Below are 17,008 nucleotides of genomic sequence, written 5' to 3'. Positions count from 1 at the left end.
ATTAGTTTTATAAAATAAATTAATAGCTATTCTTTAACGGCTTCTAAATTAAGACCTTGCATCGGAACGACTTCTTTTAGGTGGTCACGGACGCTGGCAATCGGAAAGTTTTGAGCTTCAAGTCGTTTCGGGATAATTTGGCTGCCTTTTTGACCTTTGAGCTCAAACATGACAAATAAATAATCGGGCGTTTCATCCCAGCTGGTCACCGCGCTCCAAGGGATAACGGCTTGTTGGGTCGCGCCTGCTCGCATTTGCATGCCGCGCATTTGCGGGCTTTGGATCAGGTCATTTTGGTTGACCGGAATAGCAAGCACCAAGCCATGTTTTTGAACGCCAAGTTTGAGACCGCGCATCTCATCCGGCATTTCTTGAGCGGCAACTTGTTTGTCAAACTCTTTGGTGACATACCATTTAAAGCCAATGGTGCGAATCCCTAAATAAACAACGACAGCGACGAGCATCAGCCAAAAAATAATGGTCGAATATCCTGAAACCATCAAAAGTCCAACAATGGCAAGAACGATAACGATCGCGATAATCACCCATTCTTTGGTTTTGATACCTTTAAGCCCAAATGACGGCTGAGCGCTGGTAAATAGCTCATATTGCGCTTGGTGAAATTCAGCTTCGGTCAAATTTAAGGATACCGGCTGCAAGGTGTAGGGATAGAGTGCCATAAACGGGTCTCGGTGACGGTGACATTGGGGCGAAATGAGTTTGACTCATGTTTTTGCTTATCTTACCGAAAAGTGGCTATAAAAGAAACTGCATAACGGCGTCGATCGCTGACAAATCTTGAGCTGATGGCGGCAAAATATAGTCAAATCTTGCCAAGCTTGCTATGATAGCGGCTAATAATTTGGCGCGATTGAGCGTTTTATTTAACTTAAATATTTAATTTTTGGCATCACCAGCATAAAGGCATAAAGATTATGATTGACCCCAAACTGTTACGGACGGATTTGCCAGCGCTCAAGAAAAAGCTTGCTACTCGCGGCTTTGAGTTGGACTTGGAGTTTTGGCAAACGATTGAGTCGGATCGAAAAGCGCTGCAAATCAAAACCGAGGACTTGCAAGCCCGCCGAAATAGTGGCGCCAAACAAGTGGGGGCACTTAAAAAATCAGGTGAAGATGCCAGTAGCGTGATGTCGGAAATGCAAAGCATCAGCGGCGAAATTAAAGCAGCAGAAGAAGCGCTTAAATTGCTTCAAGACCGCATCAATCATGCGGCGCTACAAATCCCCAATTTGCCTGCTGACGACGTTCCGGTTGGGGAATCAGAAGACGATAACGTTGAGATGCGCAAATGGGGTGCACCGCGCGCGTTTGATTTTGAAGTTCAAGATCATTCAACGCTTGGCGAAGCGCTTGGGATGCTGGATTTTGAAGCGGCAGCAAAATTAACCGGCAGCCGATTTAGCGTGCTTCAAGGTCAACTTGCCCAGCTGCACCGAGCGCTGATCCAGTTTATGCTGAACACCCACACCCAAAAATATGGCTATACCGAAACTTACGTGCCATATATTGTCAACAGCGAAAGCTTACAAGGCACAGGGCAATTGCCAAAGTTTGAAGATGATTTGTTTAAACTGACTAATCATACGAATAACGAGAGTACAGATTTTTATTTAATTCCAACCGCTGAAGTGCCGATGACCAATTTGGTTCGCGGTGAGCGCTTGGATATTAAAGCATTGCCGCTTAAGTTTACCGCGCATACGCCATGTTTTCGCAGTGAAGCTGGCTCGCACGGTCGCGACACTCGCGGCTTGATCCGTCAGCATCAATTTGAAAAAGTGGAAATGGTCAATATTGCTGCGCCCGATCAGTCAGATGACTCGCTTGAAGCGATGACTGCTCAAGCTGAAGATATTTTGCAGCAGCTCAATTTGCCGTATCGCGTGGTGAAACTTTGCACGGGCGATATGGGATTTAGCGCTCAAAAAACCTATGACATCGAAGTTTGGCTTCCTAGCCAAGACACGTACCGCGAAATCTCAAGCTGCTCCAACTGCGGCGATTTTCAAGCAAGACGCATGGGAGCGCGTTTTAAAGACGGCAAGCAAACCAATTTGGTGCATACGCTAAATGGCTCAGGGCTTGCGGTGGGTCGAACGCTACTTGCGGTGATGGAAAACTATCAAAACGCCGATGGCAGCATTGATATTCCTGAGGTGCTTCAACCCTTTATGGGCGGCGCGACGGTAATTGCTGCCAAATAGCTTATTCTTAGCCTTTTATTTTTACCCAAAGATTTATTTTTAGCAAAAATATTGGTTAAAAAGAATCATCCTTGACTGTAACGCGCGCTAAAAAATGGTTCGCGTTACCGTTATTTTTTTGTAGTTATGATAAGATAAGCGCTAAAATTTGCCGCGAAATAAGCCTTAATTGGGCTTCAAGCGTTTTTTAGTTCTTTAGTCAATTAGGACATGTTATGCCAGCTCCCATTAGCGAACGTAAACTTGCCAATGCCATCCGTGTTTTATCCTTTGATGCGGTGCAAAAAGCCAACTCAGGTCATCCCGGAGCGCCGATGGGAATGGCTGATATTGCCGAGGTACTTTGGCGCAAATTTTTAAAGCACAACCCTGCCGACCCGACTTGGGCAAACCGCGACCGCTTTGTGTTGTCAAATGGTCACGGCTCAATGCTGATTTATTCGCTTTTACATTTATCAGGCTATGATGTGAGCATTGACGATTTAAAAAACTTTCGCCAATTGCATTCAAAAACGCCGGGTCATCCTGAGCTTGGTTATACGCCAGGGGTGGAAACGACCACAGGACCTTTGGGTCAAGGCATTGCCAACGCCGTTGGTTTTGCGATTGCTGAAAAAACCCTTGCCGCGCAGTTTAATAAAGATGGTCATAACATCATCGACCATCATACCTATGCCTTTTTGGGCGATGGCTGCTTGATGGAAGGCATCAGCCATGAAGTTTGCTCGCTTGCTGGAACGCTACAGCTTGGTAAGCTTATCTTCTTTTACGATGACAATGGCATTTCAATCGATGGTGATGTTGAAGGTTGGTTTACTGACGATACCAAACAGCGCTTTGAGTCTTATGGCTGGCAGGTAATCAGCGTTGATGGTCATGACACTGATGAAATCACCGAAGCCACGCAAGCGGCAATTAGCGAAACCAATAAGCCAAGCTTAATCATTTGTAAAACCACTATTGGTGCTGGCAGCCCAAACAAGCAAGGTCTTGCTGCAAGCCACGGCGCGCCACTTGGCGATGATGAAATCCTCTTAACCCGTGATGCGCTATCATGGACGCATGCGCCATTTGATTTGGACGAGGAAATTTACGAAGCTTGGGACGGTCGCGCTAAAGGTACGGCGCTTCAAAATAACTGGCAAGCTGACTTTGAGGCTTATAAAAAAGCCTATCCTGAATTGGCAAGTGAGCTTGAGCGCCGATTAAACGGCGAGTTACCAAGCGATTTTGACGCCAAAGCCAAAGCGTATATTGATTCTTGCCAAAATGGCGGCGGCAACATTGCCAGCCGAAAAGCCAGTCAAAATGCGATTAATGCGCTTCAGCCCATGCTTCCTGAACTGCTTGGCGGATCAGCAGATTTGGCAGGGTCAAACTTAACGCTGTTTAAAGGCGCTAAGGGCTTGCAGGAAGACGCCGCGGGCAACTATATTTATTATGGCGTCCGCGAATTTGGGATGACCGCCATTGCCAATGGTATTGCGCTTCACGGCGGCTTTATCCCATACGTGGCAACGTTCCTCATGTTTATGGAATACGCTCGCAACGCCGTTCGCATGAGCGCTTTAATGCGTCAGCGCGTCATCCACGTTTACACCCATGATTCCATCGGTCTTGGTGAAGATGGTCCTACCCATCAGCCGGTTGAGCAGTTAACGAGCCTGCGAACCACACCAAACCTACGGACGTGGCGACCTTGTGACGATGCTGAGTCTGCAAGCGCTTGGGTTGAAGCGATTAAATCTGCAAACAATCCATCGGCGCTGATTTTTAGCCGTCAAGGATTGCCACATCAAAACCGCGACAGCGAGCAGGTGGCTAATATTGCCAAAGGTGGCTATGTATTGGCTAAAGAACAAAGCGAGCTGCAAGCGATTATTATTGCTACTGGTTCTGAAGTGAGCCTTGCTATGGAAGCTTATGAAACGCTTAGCGCTGATGGTGTTGGCGTCCGCGTCGTTTCCATGCCTTGCGCCGAAATCTTTATGGAGCAAGATGCTAACTACCGCGACAGCGTGCTACCAAGCAACATTCGCGCTCGCGTTGCCGTTGAAGCCGCTCACGTTGACTATTGGTTCAAATTCGTCGGTCTTGATGGCAAAGTGATTGGCATGACCACTTATGGCGAGTCCGCACCGGCAGGCGAGCTTTATAAAGAGTTTGGCATTACCAGTGATGCCGTGATTGACGCGGTGAGAAGTTTGGTTTAGTTTTCCTCAAAAACTAAGCTATACAAAATAAGCCATAAAAAAAAGAGTGGTTAGCATCTAGCCACTCTTTTTTATTATAATGTTATAAAATTTAATTCGCCGCCACCAAGTTTCCGGTGATATCCAGCGGAATCATATTACCAACGACTTTTGGAAAGGCGGTAACCCCATAATCAAAGCGGTTAATCAGACCGGTTGCGCGAAATTTTAAAATCGGCTGCTTAGTAGCAGGGTCATTTTCAACATTCGATAGTTTTACTCTAATGGTGAGCGGTTTGGTTTGCCCAAGTACCGTAAAATCGCCCGTCACGTTGGCTTCTTTATCAGTAATCATGCTCACTTTTTTTGACACAAAGGTCATGGTTGGGTACTTATCGCTGTTGAGAAGCTCTTTTCGGCGCAAAAAGTTATCGCGCATTTTGCGACCGGTATCCACGCTGTTGGCATCGACGGTAAAATTAATCATCGTTCTGGTTGGCTGCTTAACGTCATAATGAATCGTGCCATTCACCTTATGAAATTTGCCCTCGACCGTTCCTGAGCCTAAATACGCCACTTTAAAATTGACGTTGGTTTTTGGCACGTCAAGCGCCCATTTTTGCGGCAAAGCGGCATTAGCGGCAGAAATTGACATCAGCAAGCAGCCGGTCAAAGAAAAGTTAACCAAGGTGGTGCGAAAAGCGGTCATAAAAGCTATCCAAGAAAATAATGATAAAATTGGGGCTGAAATTTTAAAAACTATTGTTTATGATAGCATTTTTTAAAAAATGGTCGCTGCCGCCATAAATTTTCCTTATTTTTTTCACACTGTTTTTATCATTAATTGATTTGTTGAGAGTTATCATGTCATTGCTATCGCGTTTTAAAGGTCGAATCGGGGAGCTTATCGTCAGCGTTGCGACTTGGGTGATGCTCAATCGCCGCCACTATTTACGCCTAAATAATGTCACCTTGCCGCTCAGTGATGGCGGAACCACCCAAATTGACCATATTATCGTCTCAAGCTTTGGTATTTTTGTGATTGAAACCAAAAATTATAAAGGTTGGATTTTTGGTCAAGAGCGCGACGCCAAATGGACGCAAATGATTATGGGTCGAAAATACCAATTTCAAAATCCATTGCGGCAAAATTATTTGCATATGAAAACGTTGTCCGAATTGTTAAACCTTAATTTGCGCTATTTTCACTCAGTTATTGCATTTATGGGGCATTGTGAGATTAAAACGCGCGCTGAGTTGCCAGAAAATGTCCTTAATAAAGGCATGATGACCTATATCAAAAGTAAGGAAAAGGTACTGTTAAGCCATGAGCAAATGACCGCGATTGCTGATAAAATCGAAAAAACGCGACTGTCAAAATCCCGAAAAACCGACCGTCAGCACCGTGACTATTTGCAAAATAAATTTGATGATAAAAAATTAAAATCGGAGCGTTTAAATAAGAAAAATAGAAAATCAGAATTGGTTACTGTGATAAAAAACGATAATACAACTCCGCCAAATTGTCCAAAGTGCCAAGGTGATATGGTTAAGCGAACTGCAAAAACGGGCACAAATAAAGGTCGCGCGTTTTTTGGTTGCCAAAATTATCCAAAGTGCAAAGGTATTGTCAACATTGAGGCTTAATTGGCTTAACTGTCCACCGCACAAACGTTTGATCGCACGATAAAGCGTTTGCCCTCAGGAATATCTAGCGAGAAGCTTGCGCCGCGACCCGCAATCGCATCGATCGTCAAATCGGTATATTGCCAACGCTCAAATTGCGACCGCCCCATATAAAACGGGCAGTCGGCAATTGTGCCTATAAGTACATCTTGAGCGCCGGTTTTAAATTCGCCAAGCACGTAGCACATCGGCGAACTGCCATCACAGCAGCCGCCGGATTGATGAAACATTAAGTCGCCATGCTTTTGTTTGAGGGTTGCAATTAAAGCTTGCGCCTCGGGAGTTGCGGTAAGTTTCATGGCGATATCCTTATTGTTGTTACAGCTCAGTCAAACTGCGTCCTTGATCAAAAAAACCCAAGCGCTTTGGTGCTATAGGATACCAGCATATTTTTAGTTTGCTGATAGTGATCCAGCATCATTTTATGGTTTTCACGACCGATTCCCGATTGTTTATAGCCACCAAATGCCGCATGAGCCGGATATTGATGGTAGCAGTTCGTCCAAACGCGACCGGCTTGAATACCGCGACCAAAGCGATAAGCGCGATTAATGTCGCGTGTCCAAACGCCTGCGCCCAAACCATAAAGCGTATCGTTGGCGATTTTCATCGCATCGTCATCATCTTTAAAGGTGGTGACTGCAAGAACGGGACCAAAAATCTCTTCTTGGAACACGCGCATGTCATTTTTACCTTCAAAGATGGTAGGCTGAACATAAAAACCGTCTGCCATCTCGCCCTCGCGGCGGTCTTGCTCACCGCCGATCAGCACTTTTGCGCCCTCTTTTTTACCAATGTCGAGATAAGAGAGAATTTTTTCTAACTGGTCTGAGCTGGCTTGCGCGCCGACCATGATTTCAGTATCCAGCGGATTGCCAAGTTTGATCGCGCGAACCCGATCAAGGCAGCGCGCTATAAAATCATCATAAATGTCTTCGTGAATGAGCGCCCGCGATGGACACGTGCAAACTTCGCCTTGGTTAAAGGCAAACAGCACCAAGCCTTCAATGGCTTTGTCCAAATACTCATCGTCCGCTGCCATCACATCGGCAAAAAAGATATTGGGGCTTTTACCACCAAGCTCTAAAGTCACCGGAATGATATTTTCGCTGGCATACTGCATGATTAGGCGACCGGTGGTGGTTTCCCCTGTGAAAGCAACTTTGTTAATCCGTGGGTTGGAGGCAAGCGGCTTTCCGGCTTCAACGCCAAAGCCATTAACCACGTTTAACACGCCTTTGGGCAAAATATTGGCAGCATTAATGACATCAAGCAAATATAAAATCGAGGCGGGCGTTTGCTCAGCAGGTTTTAAAACGATACAGTTTCCCGCGGCTAAAGCCGGCGCAATCTTCCACATCGCCATCAAGATGGGAAAGTTCCACGGGATAATTTGCCCAACAACGCCAAGCGGCTCATGGAAATGATAAGCGACCGTGTCATCATCAATTTGACTGATACCGCCTTCTTGAGCGCGGATAGCGCCTGCAAAATAGCGCAAATGGTCAACAGCAAGCGGAATGTCGGCGGCTAAAGCCTCGCGAACGGGTTTGCCATTTTCATAGCATTCAGCTACCGCAATGTTTTCTAAGTTGGCTTCGATACTGTCAGCAAGCTTAAGTAAAATGTTAGCGCGGTCGGCAACACTGGTTTTACCCCAGGCATCTTTTGCAGCGTGGGCAGCGTCGAGCGCTTTTTCAATGTCAGCCGCTTTTGAGCGCGCTACTTGGCAGATAACCTTGCCATCAATCGGGCTTGGGTTGTCAAAATATTCGCCATCGACCGGCGGTAGCCACTCGCCATTGATAAAGTTATCGTATTTTTTGCGGAACTGAACTTGGCTGCCATCGGTATTGGGATAGGGGTACAACATATCGCGCTCCTTGCTGAGATTGTTTTTAATCGTTGGAATTACATTTGAAACTGTCCTTGATAAATCTTCCTGATTTCATTTTATCCTACTGAGCTTTTGTCGTGATTTATAGGTCTTTTTACGATGGTATTTATTGACTATTGATAACTTTAAGTTATTTATAATTAACAAAAATTTTGGTCAATTTTATAGCTTCAATTTGGCTTTAAATGGGGTAAAAGCTTCGCAAAAGCTTTTGAGCTGATATAATTAGGATTTTTATTATATTGTGGGTCGTCATGCGCCAATCTTGTGCTTTAGATATTTTAAAATCGGGTCAAAACGTGTTTTTGACCGGCTCGGCAGGCGCAGGAAAAACCTATACGCTGAACCAATATATCCACTATTTGCGGGCGCGAAAGGTATCGGTTGCGGTGACGGCAAGCACGGGCATTGCCGCCACGCACATGAGCGGCACGACCATTCATAGCTGGTCGGGGATTGGCATTCGCGATGAAATCAGCGATCGTGATTTGGCGCAGCTGTCCAAAAACCCATTTTTGACCGACCGCATTAAAGACACCGCCGTGCTAATTATCGATGAAATCTCGATGCTTCATGCCAAGCAGTTAAATGCTGTCAATACCGTGTTAAAACATATTCGCAAAACCTCCGAACCGTTTGGCGGGATTCAAATCGTCGTTGCTGGTGACTTTTTTCAGCTGCCACCGATTGGCAACCGTGAAGAGACCAACCGTGATAAGTTTGCCTTTATGAGTGAGGCTTGGCTTGATGCCGGATTTAACATTTGCTATCTAAGCGAGCAGCATCGGCAAGTGACTGAGGACGCGAACGGGCTGAGCCTTGATGATATTTTAAACCAAATCCGCCGCCAGCAAGTCACGCTAGACGCCATCCAAGCGCTTGAAGCCACTTATCAGCATGACATTGATGCCAATCGGACGCGGCTTTATACTCATAATTTAAACGTCAATAAAATTAATGATAAGGAGCTTGCTGCGTTGTCAGGGGACAGTTTGGAATTTCAAGCGTCTTTATTTGGCGATAAAAAGCTGATTGATACCTTAAAAAAGACCGTCCGAACCCAAGATGAGCTGACCTTAAAAGTCGGCGCCAAAGTGATGTTTATTAAAAATAATAACGAGACGGGCGTATCAAACGGCACGATGGGCGAGCTGGTTGGATTTTCAGCCATCAAGGCGCAAACGTCAGAAAGCAGCAATGCCGCCTCAAATAAATCAGAAAATGATAAAGTTTTTAATGATGAAGACGACGATAAACCAACTAAAGAAGATGAAAAATCGGTTTTAAAAGATAAAACTGAAAAAGCAGAAGCTAAAACTCAATCGACGCAAAAAATGCCCGTCGTCCGTTTAAATTGCGGTCGCGAAGTGATCGCTGAACCTGAAGAATGGGTCATTGAAGATGAGCATGGCGAGGTGCTGGCAAGTTATGTTCAAGTGCCGCTGTGCTTGGCTTGGGCGATTACCGTTCACAAATCGCAAGGGATGACTTTGGAGGCGGCTGAGATTGATTTATCGCGGACGTTTGAATTGGGGCAAGGCTATGTGGCACTATCGCGGCTCAAATCGCTGTCAGGATTGCGGCTACTTGGGCTTAACGACATGAGTCTTCAGCTTGACCCACTAGCGCGCGGGGCGGATAAGCGCTTTTTGGCATTGTCAGAAGACGCCGAAACAAAATTTGCTAAAGTTGACGCCAAAGACTTATTGCAAGCGCAAAAGAACTTTATCATCAAATCAGGCGGCGTCACCAACAAAGCTGCCATCGCCGCTTATGAAAAAATGCAAAAAAAGCGCCGAGATCAGCAAAAGCTGCAACAAAAAAAGCAATCCCAAAAAAATCAGTTAAATGATAAATCGGTAAGCACCCTTGATATTACCCGCCAGCATTTGCTCGATAAAATGAGCATTCAGGCGATTGCCGAGGTGCGAGGGCTTGCACAATCGACCATTATGCGCCATATTAGAGACATTCACAGGCAGCAGCCAACGCTTGATTTGGCGCATCTGATGCCAGAATCAGGCGTCATGAAAGCGGTCGAGTCAGCATATCAAGCGATCAAAGCGGCAAACAATCCCAATGATGTTGACGATGACGGCAATGTCAAAATCAAGCCCATTTATGAGGCGCTCGATTCGGCTTTATCTTACAACACCATTCGTTTGGCGCTGATATTTATTGTTGCTTGATGCTAAGTAGACCAATGTTGCTGCTTATTGCTCATCTTCACCCAATTCTCTTATTTTTCCATTCACCTCAAGCTTAATTATTTTGACAAAGCTGTTTTGCTAAATAATTGGGCTTGTCATCATAGTGACCTTGTTATGCCTGATTTTTCCAAAGCCAATTATCAATTGACCTCAGATTTTGCCGCTGCCAAAGCCTTTTATGCCACAAGCGACAGTCAGCAGCCGCTACGAATTGCCATTAATGGCTTTGGTCGCATCGGTCGCAACGTGCTTCGCGCCTTACTTGAGCGCTTTGAAGTGCTTGGTCGCGCCGTTCATGTGGTGGCGATTAACGATTTAGCGCCTGCCGATATTTTGCTACATTTGTTAAAATTTGACAGCACTTATGGTCGCCTAAGTCGCCTTGGTATCAGCGCGCAATTGGTCGCCACTGAAGTCAAAAAAGGTCATCGAATTATTAAAAATGACGCTGCCGAGGATTATCAACTTTGCCTCACCAAAAATAACTATACTTATTGCATTCAAATGCTGTCCGAGTCCGACCCAAAAAAGCTCCCTTGGCAAGACTTAGGCATCGATGTGGTGCTTGAATGTACCGGTCATTTTCGCTCGTATGAGCAAGCCAATTTGCATATCAAAGCGGGCGCTCGGCAAGTGATTATTGGCGCGGCGCCTTTTGATAAGGTGGACGCATCAATTGTTATGGGCGTAAATAGCGATGAGCTGACCACTGAGTTGCCGATTATCTCAAGTGTCTCTTGTACTACCCAAGCCTTAGTTCCGCTGATTAATACACTAGATAATGCTTTTGGCGTGGCGTCGGCGATGATGACCGAAATCCACGCGGTCACTGCCGACCAAACCGTCCTTGACCAAGCCCACCGTGATCCACGCCGCGCCCGAGCTTCGGGTTACAACATCATCCCGACCACCTCAAGCAGCATTGCCGCCACCGAGCGCGTCTTGCCCAACATGGCAGGGAAAATCAACGGTCATTCGATTCGCGTTCCAACCATCGACGTTGCCGCCATTGACGTCACCTTTATTTTTGAAAAAGACAACGTGAGTATTGACGCTATCCGTCAAGTGCTCATTGCTGCTTGTCAGTCGCATCTTGCCACCATTATGGACTTTACCGATGAGCCGCTAGTGTCGAGCGATTTTATTCATCAGCCAGAGTCACTCATCATTGATGGCGAACAACTCATGCAAGTTGGCAATCAGTTTAAAGTCTTTGCGTGGTACGATAACGAATGGGGCTACGCTAACCGTTTGCTGGATATGTGCCTGCATTTGGCATCAAGCCGCGTCATTGATCAAAGCCTTTTAAAAAGTAAAAATGCGGCAGATGAAAAATAATTTAATTTTTTGAAAAAAAGCCCTTGCCATCTGCAAAAATATCGCTATAATGATGCACCTATGGAGACGTGGCAGAGCGGTTGAATGCACCGGTCTTGAAAACCGGCAAGGGTTCATAGCCCTTCGTGAGTTCGAATCTCACCGTCTCCGCCAAATTGAAAAAGCCCTAATCGTTAGTGATTGGGGCTTTTTTTATGGGTGTTAAAAGTCAGTTTTAAACGTTTAGTCGTCAGCATTATTATTTAGCTTGTTGACCAATCTCAATTCCGCGACCATCTGTCAAGATAACAGTTCCGCTCTCTACGTGAACGCTCACGTTTTGCGGATTTTGAATTGCCCGCATCACATTGATGTCCTCAATGCTGGTATCGATAGCTATAATTCCAGATTGATCAGGCATGATTGGCGGGATAAACTGCGTTCTTGGAATAACAATCGGTTTGGCATCGAGCGTATTTTTTTTGCTGCTATTTGCTTTATTATTCAAAAGTAGTAGCGTGCCCTTAAAGCTTTTGATAGGCGTGATGCCATGATTGCTGATCACAAATTGCAATTTCACTTGATTTAAGCTGTCATTTACGCTTGATTTTACCGGAAGCAAAACAATTGGAAAATTGCTATTAATAGCTGCGTTATTGGTAGCAGCAACAGGGCTTTGTTTACCGGTAGGATTGTCAGGGTGTAGCCGTTCATATTCGCGCTGCTGAACGAGCGCTTGCGCAATCGTTATTCGCGGAATGGCTCCGGACTCATAAGCTTGGCTTAGCTTCATACGGATCATATAGCGGCTTAGCAATTTGCGATCATCATCGGGCAGTTTTTTAAGTGCGGTCTCAAGATTTTTTTGCCAGTGCTCTGCATCCGTTGGAATCGTTTGCTGCATAGGATCATCTTGCGGGGTCGAGCAGCCGCTTAGCATCATACTTGCGCTTAAAACGGCTATGATCAGCGCTGCCGCCACTTTCGCTTGACCCGTTACGTTAATTTGATACTGAACATCATTGGTAACTCCTGACATCCTTCGCCCCCTAATGCTTTGAACCTATCTTTATAACGTTTAATATAGCGCGTTTTTCCAAGCGCTTTGGGGGCAATTCGCGCTGGGTTGTGTTAACTTTTGCAAGGTTAACTCATTTTTAGGTTTAAGTTATAAGCTTTATTTATCTTGCAGTTCAGATAACGGCTGCGAGATATTATTGTTATGAGTATCTTTGATTGCCTCATCAATAATGCGCTGACTGACCCCATGTTTGCGCAGTTTTTCAATAAATACCTCATCATGAGCTAACGTATAATCTTGATGATCGCGATCAAGACCTTGGCGGATATATAAGCGAATCAAGCCTTGAATGCGTTTAAAACCAAGATCAGCGGCAGTTGCCGATAGCAGCTCAATCATCTCCTCCGATAAGCGAATACTGATCGGGCGCATGACCTTTTGCGGATGATCCGAAAACTTATTTTTGATGCGAACAGGAATCATAATTCACCTTTATTGATTGTATAATGACAGATGATAGCAGCTATTGAGCGCGAACAAAAATAGAGCGCATAAAAAAGCCTCCATCAGATTATGATGAAGGCTTTTTGAATTTGGCTCCCCAACCTGGGCTCGAACCAGGGACACACGGATTAACAGTCCGACGCTCTACCAACTGAGCTATTGGGGATTAACATCATAACAGATACGCTTTTGGCATCTCGTTATGTGGGACACATTCTAGCTAAGCGTTTAGTAACTGTCAAGCATTTGGATAAAATATTTATCAAAAATAAGCTTTGAATCGTTGAGAATGTTTATTTTAAGCAGAAAAAAACCCTCATCAAGTGGATGAGGGTATTGGCATTTGCCATAACTGAATCAAAAGCATTCAAGGTCTTGCTAGAATTTGGCTCCCCAACCTGGGCTCGAACCAGGGACACACGGATTAACAGTCCGACGCTCTACCAACTGAGCTATTGGGGATTAGAAGTTGTTGCTAAGTGGGGCGTATTCTAGCAAAGATAAAAAATTGGTCAAGCACTTTTGCCAAATATTTTTAAAAAACTATCAGGGATTAAAATAAGGCGTTGATATCAAAAGTAAATTAATTTTAGCGATTTTTTAATAACTTGCTTAAAGGTACTTTTAAATAAATGCTTAAAAGCGCTTTTAGATGACTAAGACAGCCAATGATAAGTTAATCATAACCGTAAGTCATAATAAAACTGGTCGATTTAGCATAAAAATGCAAGATTACAGAAATAGTGCTCCCAAAACTTTGCTAATCTGCGTTACACTGATTCAAAACTCTTGGGACAGCTCAAAACTTAAGGATAGGTATGGCTCAACACAGCAACTCTAGCACCACAAAAAAAGCGCCGCTCAATCATGAGCTTTATATGTCGGTGTTGATGACGCCAGATATGGCAAACTTTATTGGTAACGTTCACGGCGGTGATTTGTTAAAACTGCTTGATAAAGTTGCTTATGCTTGCGCCAGTCGCTATAGCGGCAGCTACGTGGTGACTTTATCCGTTGATCAAGTGATGTTTCGTGAGCCAATTTACGTCGGTGAGCTGGTCACTTTTGCGGCAAGTGTTAACTATGTTGGTCGCACCTCGATGGAGGTGGGCATTCGTGTTGAAGCCGAAGACGTTCGGGCGCGAACCATTCGCCATACCAACAGCTGCTATTTTACTATGGTGGCGGTCGATGAAAATCGCAAACCCACTGCAATTCCACCGCTTAATATCAAAACGCCGCTTCAGCAATGCCGATTTGATGCCGCTCTTGATCGCCGCAAGTTTTATATGGAGCGCGCTCGTCGCCCAAGCTGTGATTTTTCTGCGATGGTGGGCGAGCTTGGCACCAACGCTGAAGAAGAGTAAAGATCACTTGATAAAATTTAGGCTTGGGCACTCATTTTAACAAGGTTAAAAACGAAATTAATTAACGCTTGCGCCACCAAAGCGCTACTGTACTATGACGCGAGATGATTTAGGCTAAGCGTAACTTTTTTAATCTGAGATTTTTATGAGCTCAAAGCCCCCAGTTAGCACTCAACCAGTCAATCAGCAACCTGAAACACAAGATCAGGCAGTCCCGCGCGCCCGAGGCGAAAGTGTAAGCCATCATAAGCCGCAAAGCTCGCTGATCACGGTGTTAATTGCGGTCGGTGCCAATTTATTGATCGCCATTGCTAAAACGTTTGCAGCGTTTATGACAGGATCTGCCTCGTTAATTGCAGAAGCGGCGCACTCTTGGGCAGATACGGGCAATGGCACATTGCTGATTATTGCGGAAAAAAAAGCGATCAAACCTGCTGATAAAAGTCACCCGTTAGGCTATGGTAAAGAATCTTATGTTTGGTCGATGATTGCTGCGTTTGGTGTGTTTATGGCGGGGGCGGTGGTGTCGATCTATACGGGGATCAAAGAGTGGAGCGCAGCGGAAACCGAAACCAACTACACTATTGGGTTTGTGATTTTAGCCATTGCCTTTGTATTAGAAGGCTTCTCGCTCGTGCAAGCGTATCGGCAAAGTAAGCAGCACGGCGATAAGCTAAATGTTAGTGCGATTGGCTATGTGGTCGAAACTTCAAACCCAACCCTTCGCGGCGTATTTTTTGAAGATTTGGCGGCGGTCGTTGGCTTGCTGATTGCAGCCATTGCTATGGGACTTCATGCATATACGGGCAATCCTGTTTGGGATGCGCTAGGCTCTATTATTGTCGGCGTGTTATTAGCCATTGTTGCGGTCTTTTTGATCAGCCGCAATCGGGATTTTTTGGTGGGGCACAAAGTTTCCGATGAGATGCACTGCTACGTATTAAAGCAATTGCTGGCTCAGCCGGATATTGATAGCGTCTCTTACTTGCATTTAGAGTGGGTGGGACCACAAAAGATCTTTATGGTGGCAGCTGTTGATATCACGGGAAATCAGCAAGAGCAGCATTTGGCGCAAAAATTTGAAGAGATTGAAAATCAGTTTCGCGCCAATCCGTTATTTCAAGAATCGATTTTAACGCTGTCGGTGCCAAACGCTGAAGTTTTAACCTTGCCAAAATAAGAGGTTTATTTTTAAAATTAAACCGCCATAAAAAAGTCGCTAATAAAAGCGACTTTTTTATTAAATTAACAATAGCTTTTTTACTTATTTGCTTTTGTTATTAAAGGTGTTTTCTTTTGGAGCGTTTGCGCCAATGAACCAAGCGTCTTTGTCGATCACGCGGCTGGCTTCCGTGAATAAGTCAGCGGTATCTTCATCACCCGCTTCACTTGCTGTATCAATCGCTTCACGAAGTTTTGCGGCGACTTTTTTGTAGCGACCCGTTAATGCTCGAACGTGTTCTTCAACCGTTGCAATGTCAATGGGGTAAGGCTCAAGGATTGAGTCTTTGACCACACGGCTTGCACGACCATCGGGCTCACCACCTAGGATAACGATACGTTCGGCAAGCGCATCAGAGACTTCACGAATACGATCTGCGGTATCATCAAGAAGTTGGTGAACGCCAATAAATCCAGTGCCTTGAAGGTTCCAGTGACACTGCTTACCATCTAAAGTCAAATCAATGACGTTGGCAAGGTTGGCATTTAATAGATCAGACATTTTTTTCGCGGTGTCGTCATCAATTCCACTTGCGTAGCGTTCTCTCATTATTTTCTCCAGTTCTTATTTGTTGTTATTTTCAAATTAACAGAGCAAATCAAGCGCCATTATTTCTATGCTTTATTTTATCTGCCAATTGGTTACCACAAAAACTATCTTAACACGATCAAACTGTCAGTCTAGAGCAAGAGTTAGGGTTTGTGAGGTAGGCATGTAATGGCTTTGTTAACTGTGCAAAGCTTTGTAAATGCTATTGTTTAATAGCTTTGTGTTCCATAGATAAAAATGACTTACAACTTTATTTATTAGCCAAATTTATTAATCGAATTTATCAACTGAAATGCCTTTTTCAGCAAACTTTTCAAACAGCTGATCTTGAGTAAGCAGCTCGGTTTGATTGGCAAAATCATAATAAGGGGGCTTTTTATCAATAAAAATCTGACTTTTAAAGTCAAACTCCGGCTGATTTTGAAATAAGCCTAACGATAGCACATAGCTTTTTGCGCCAAGCTGATGGTAGTAAATATGAGTGCCACAAGTTTGACAAAAGGCGCGCTCCGCCCAACTTGATGAAGGATAAACGGTAAGATTATCTAAGCCTTGAATGTCAGGCTTAGCTTGGCTATGAACTGCCATCAAAGGACCGCTGCCCCAACGCCGACACATCCCGCAATGACAAGCTTCAAATGTATGAATATCTTCCAATTCAACTTGAATATGACCGCAAAGACAATGACCTTTCATAAGTGAGTCCTTAAGTTTTAAAGGCTAAACTATAGCGAATAGTTGGCGGTAGAATTGTAGCTTTTTTATGAGGTTTTATAGTGAAAACGAAGCATAAATCGCCTTTAAAAACGAGGGATTAG

General features: G+C 44.7%; 15 protein-coding genes and 3 tRNA genes. 8 read left to right on the top strand and 10 right to left on the bottom strand.

Annotated features, from left to right (window positions below):
* Positions 1-26: 26 nt before the first annotated feature.
* Positions 27-680: a YcxB family protein gene (locus tag HF322_RS08265; protein ID WP_169392932.1), complete on the bottom strand. Its 654-nt coding sequence runs from the start codon at positions 678-680 to the stop codon at positions 27-29.
* Between the two features lie 255 nt (positions 681-935).
* Here HF322_RS08265 and serS point away from each other — a divergent pair, with 255 nt between their 5' ends.
* Complete coding sequence (serS, locus tag HF322_RS08260; protein WP_169392931.1) at positions 936-2,225, top strand: serine--tRNA ligase; 1,290 nt, start codon at positions 936-938, stop codon at positions 2,223-2,225.
* A 215-nt stretch (positions 2,226-2,440) separates the two neighbouring features.
* On the top strand, positions 2,441-4,438 hold the full coding sequence (tkt, locus tag HF322_RS08255; protein ID WP_169392930.1) for a transketolase: 1,998 nt from the start codon (positions 2,441-2,443) through the stop codon (positions 4,436-4,438).
* 91 nt (positions 4,439-4,529) lie between these two features.
* Here the strand turns inward: tkt and HF322_RS08250 are convergent, their stop codons facing one another.
* Complete coding sequence (locus HF322_RS08250) at positions 4,530-5,126, bottom strand: YceI family protein (protein ID WP_169392929.1); 597 nt, start codon at positions 5,124-5,126, stop codon at positions 4,530-4,532.
* Positions 5,127-5,281: 155 nt separating this feature from the next.
* Between HF322_RS08250 and HF322_RS08245 the strand changes: the two genes are divergently transcribed.
* Positions 5,282-6,064, top strand: a complete 783-nt coding sequence (locus HF322_RS08245; protein WP_169392928.1) for a nuclease-related domain-containing protein — start codon at positions 5,282-5,284, stop codon at positions 6,062-6,064.
* A gap of 5 nt (positions 6,065-6,069) precedes the next feature.
* Here the strand turns inward: HF322_RS08245 and HF322_RS08240 are convergent, their stop codons facing one another.
* Positions 6,070-6,402 (bottom strand): DUF779 domain-containing protein, encoded by a 333-nt coding sequence (locus HF322_RS08240; protein WP_169392927.1) that lies wholly within the window; start codon positions 6,400-6,402, stop codon positions 6,070-6,072.
* Positions 6,403-6,449: 47 nt separating this feature from the next.
* On the bottom strand, positions 6,450-7,976 hold the full coding sequence (locus tag HF322_RS08235) for an aldehyde dehydrogenase family protein (RefSeq protein ID WP_169392926.1): 1,527 nt from the start codon (positions 7,974-7,976) through the stop codon (positions 6,450-6,452).
* 278 nt (positions 7,977-8,254) lie between these two features.
* Between HF322_RS08235 and HF322_RS08230 the strand changes: the two genes are divergently transcribed.
* The 3 genes from HF322_RS08230 (at position 8,255) to HF322_RS08220 (ending at position 11,701) form a co-directional block, all read left to right on the top strand.
* A complete protein-coding gene (locus HF322_RS08230; protein ID WP_169392925.1) occupies positions 8,255-10,189 on the top strand; it encodes an AAA family ATPase in 1,935 nt (644 codons plus the stop codon).
* Positions 10,190-10,324: 135 nt separating this feature from the next.
* On the top strand, positions 10,325-11,548 hold the full coding sequence (locus HF322_RS08225; protein WP_169392924.1) for a type I glyceraldehyde-3-phosphate dehydrogenase: 1,224 nt from the start codon (positions 10,325-10,327) through the stop codon (positions 11,546-11,548).
* Positions 11,549-11,610: 62 nt separating this feature from the next.
* Positions 11,611-11,701, top strand: a tRNA-Ser gene (locus HF322_RS08220).
* 85 nt (positions 11,702-11,786) lie between these two features.
* Here HF322_RS08220 and HF322_RS08215 read toward each other — a convergent pair.
* The 4 genes from HF322_RS08215 to HF322_RS08200 all read right to left on the bottom strand — a co-directional run bounded on the left by HF322_RS08215 (position 11,787) and on the right by HF322_RS08200 (position 13,514).
* Positions 11,787-12,566 carry a hypothetical protein gene (locus HF322_RS08215; protein WP_223193240.1) on the bottom strand — a complete coding sequence of 260 codons (780 nt, stop codon included), beginning with the start codon at positions 12,564-12,566 and terminating at the stop codon, positions 11,787-11,789.
* A 138-nt stretch (positions 12,567-12,704) separates the two neighbouring features.
* Positions 12,705-13,031, bottom strand: a complete 327-nt coding sequence (locus HF322_RS08210; protein WP_169392923.1) for a CopG family transcriptional regulator — start codon at positions 13,029-13,031, stop codon at positions 12,705-12,707.
* Positions 13,032-13,142: 111 nt separating this feature from the next.
* Positions 13,143-13,218 (bottom strand) — tRNA-Asn (locus HF322_RS08205).
* Between the two features lie 220 nt (positions 13,219-13,438).
* Positions 13,439-13,514: transfer RNA gene (locus HF322_RS08200), tRNA-Asn, on the bottom strand.
* 356 nt (positions 13,515-13,870) lie between these two features.
* Between HF322_RS08200 and HF322_RS08195 the strand changes: the two genes are divergently transcribed.
* Both HF322_RS08195 and HF322_RS08190 read left to right on the top strand, forming a co-directional pair.
* Complete coding sequence (locus HF322_RS08195) at positions 13,871-14,419, top strand: acyl-CoA thioesterase (protein ID WP_169392922.1); 549 nt, start codon at positions 13,871-13,873, stop codon at positions 14,417-14,419.
* Between the two features lie 145 nt (positions 14,420-14,564).
* Positions 14,565-15,599: a cation diffusion facilitator family transporter gene (locus HF322_RS08190; RefSeq protein WP_169392921.1), complete on the top strand. Its 1,035-nt coding sequence runs from the start codon at positions 14,565-14,567 to the stop codon at positions 15,597-15,599.
* A gap of 84 nt (positions 15,600-15,683) precedes the next feature.
* Here HF322_RS08190 and dps read toward each other — a convergent pair whose 3' ends face one another.
* A complete protein-coding gene (dps, locus tag HF322_RS08185) occupies positions 15,684-16,190 on the bottom strand; it encodes a DNA starvation/stationary phase protection protein Dps (RefSeq protein ID WP_169392920.1) in 507 nt (168 codons plus the stop codon).
* A 270-nt stretch (positions 16,191-16,460) separates the two neighbouring features.
* On the bottom strand, positions 16,461-16,886 hold the full coding sequence (locus HF322_RS08180) for a GFA family protein (RefSeq protein WP_169392919.1): 426 nt from the start codon (positions 16,884-16,886) through the stop codon (positions 16,461-16,463).
* Positions 16,887-17,008 lie beyond the last annotated feature (122 nt).

Source organism: Psychrobacter sp. MF31, assembly GCF_012847335.1.
In the GTDB taxonomy this organism is placed as follows: Bacteria; Pseudomonadota; Gammaproteobacteria; order Pseudomonadales; family Moraxellaceae; genus Psychrobacter.
The sequence above is the reverse complement of the archived record's forward strand: the minus strand, read 5'-3'. Positions and strand labels throughout refer to the sequence as shown.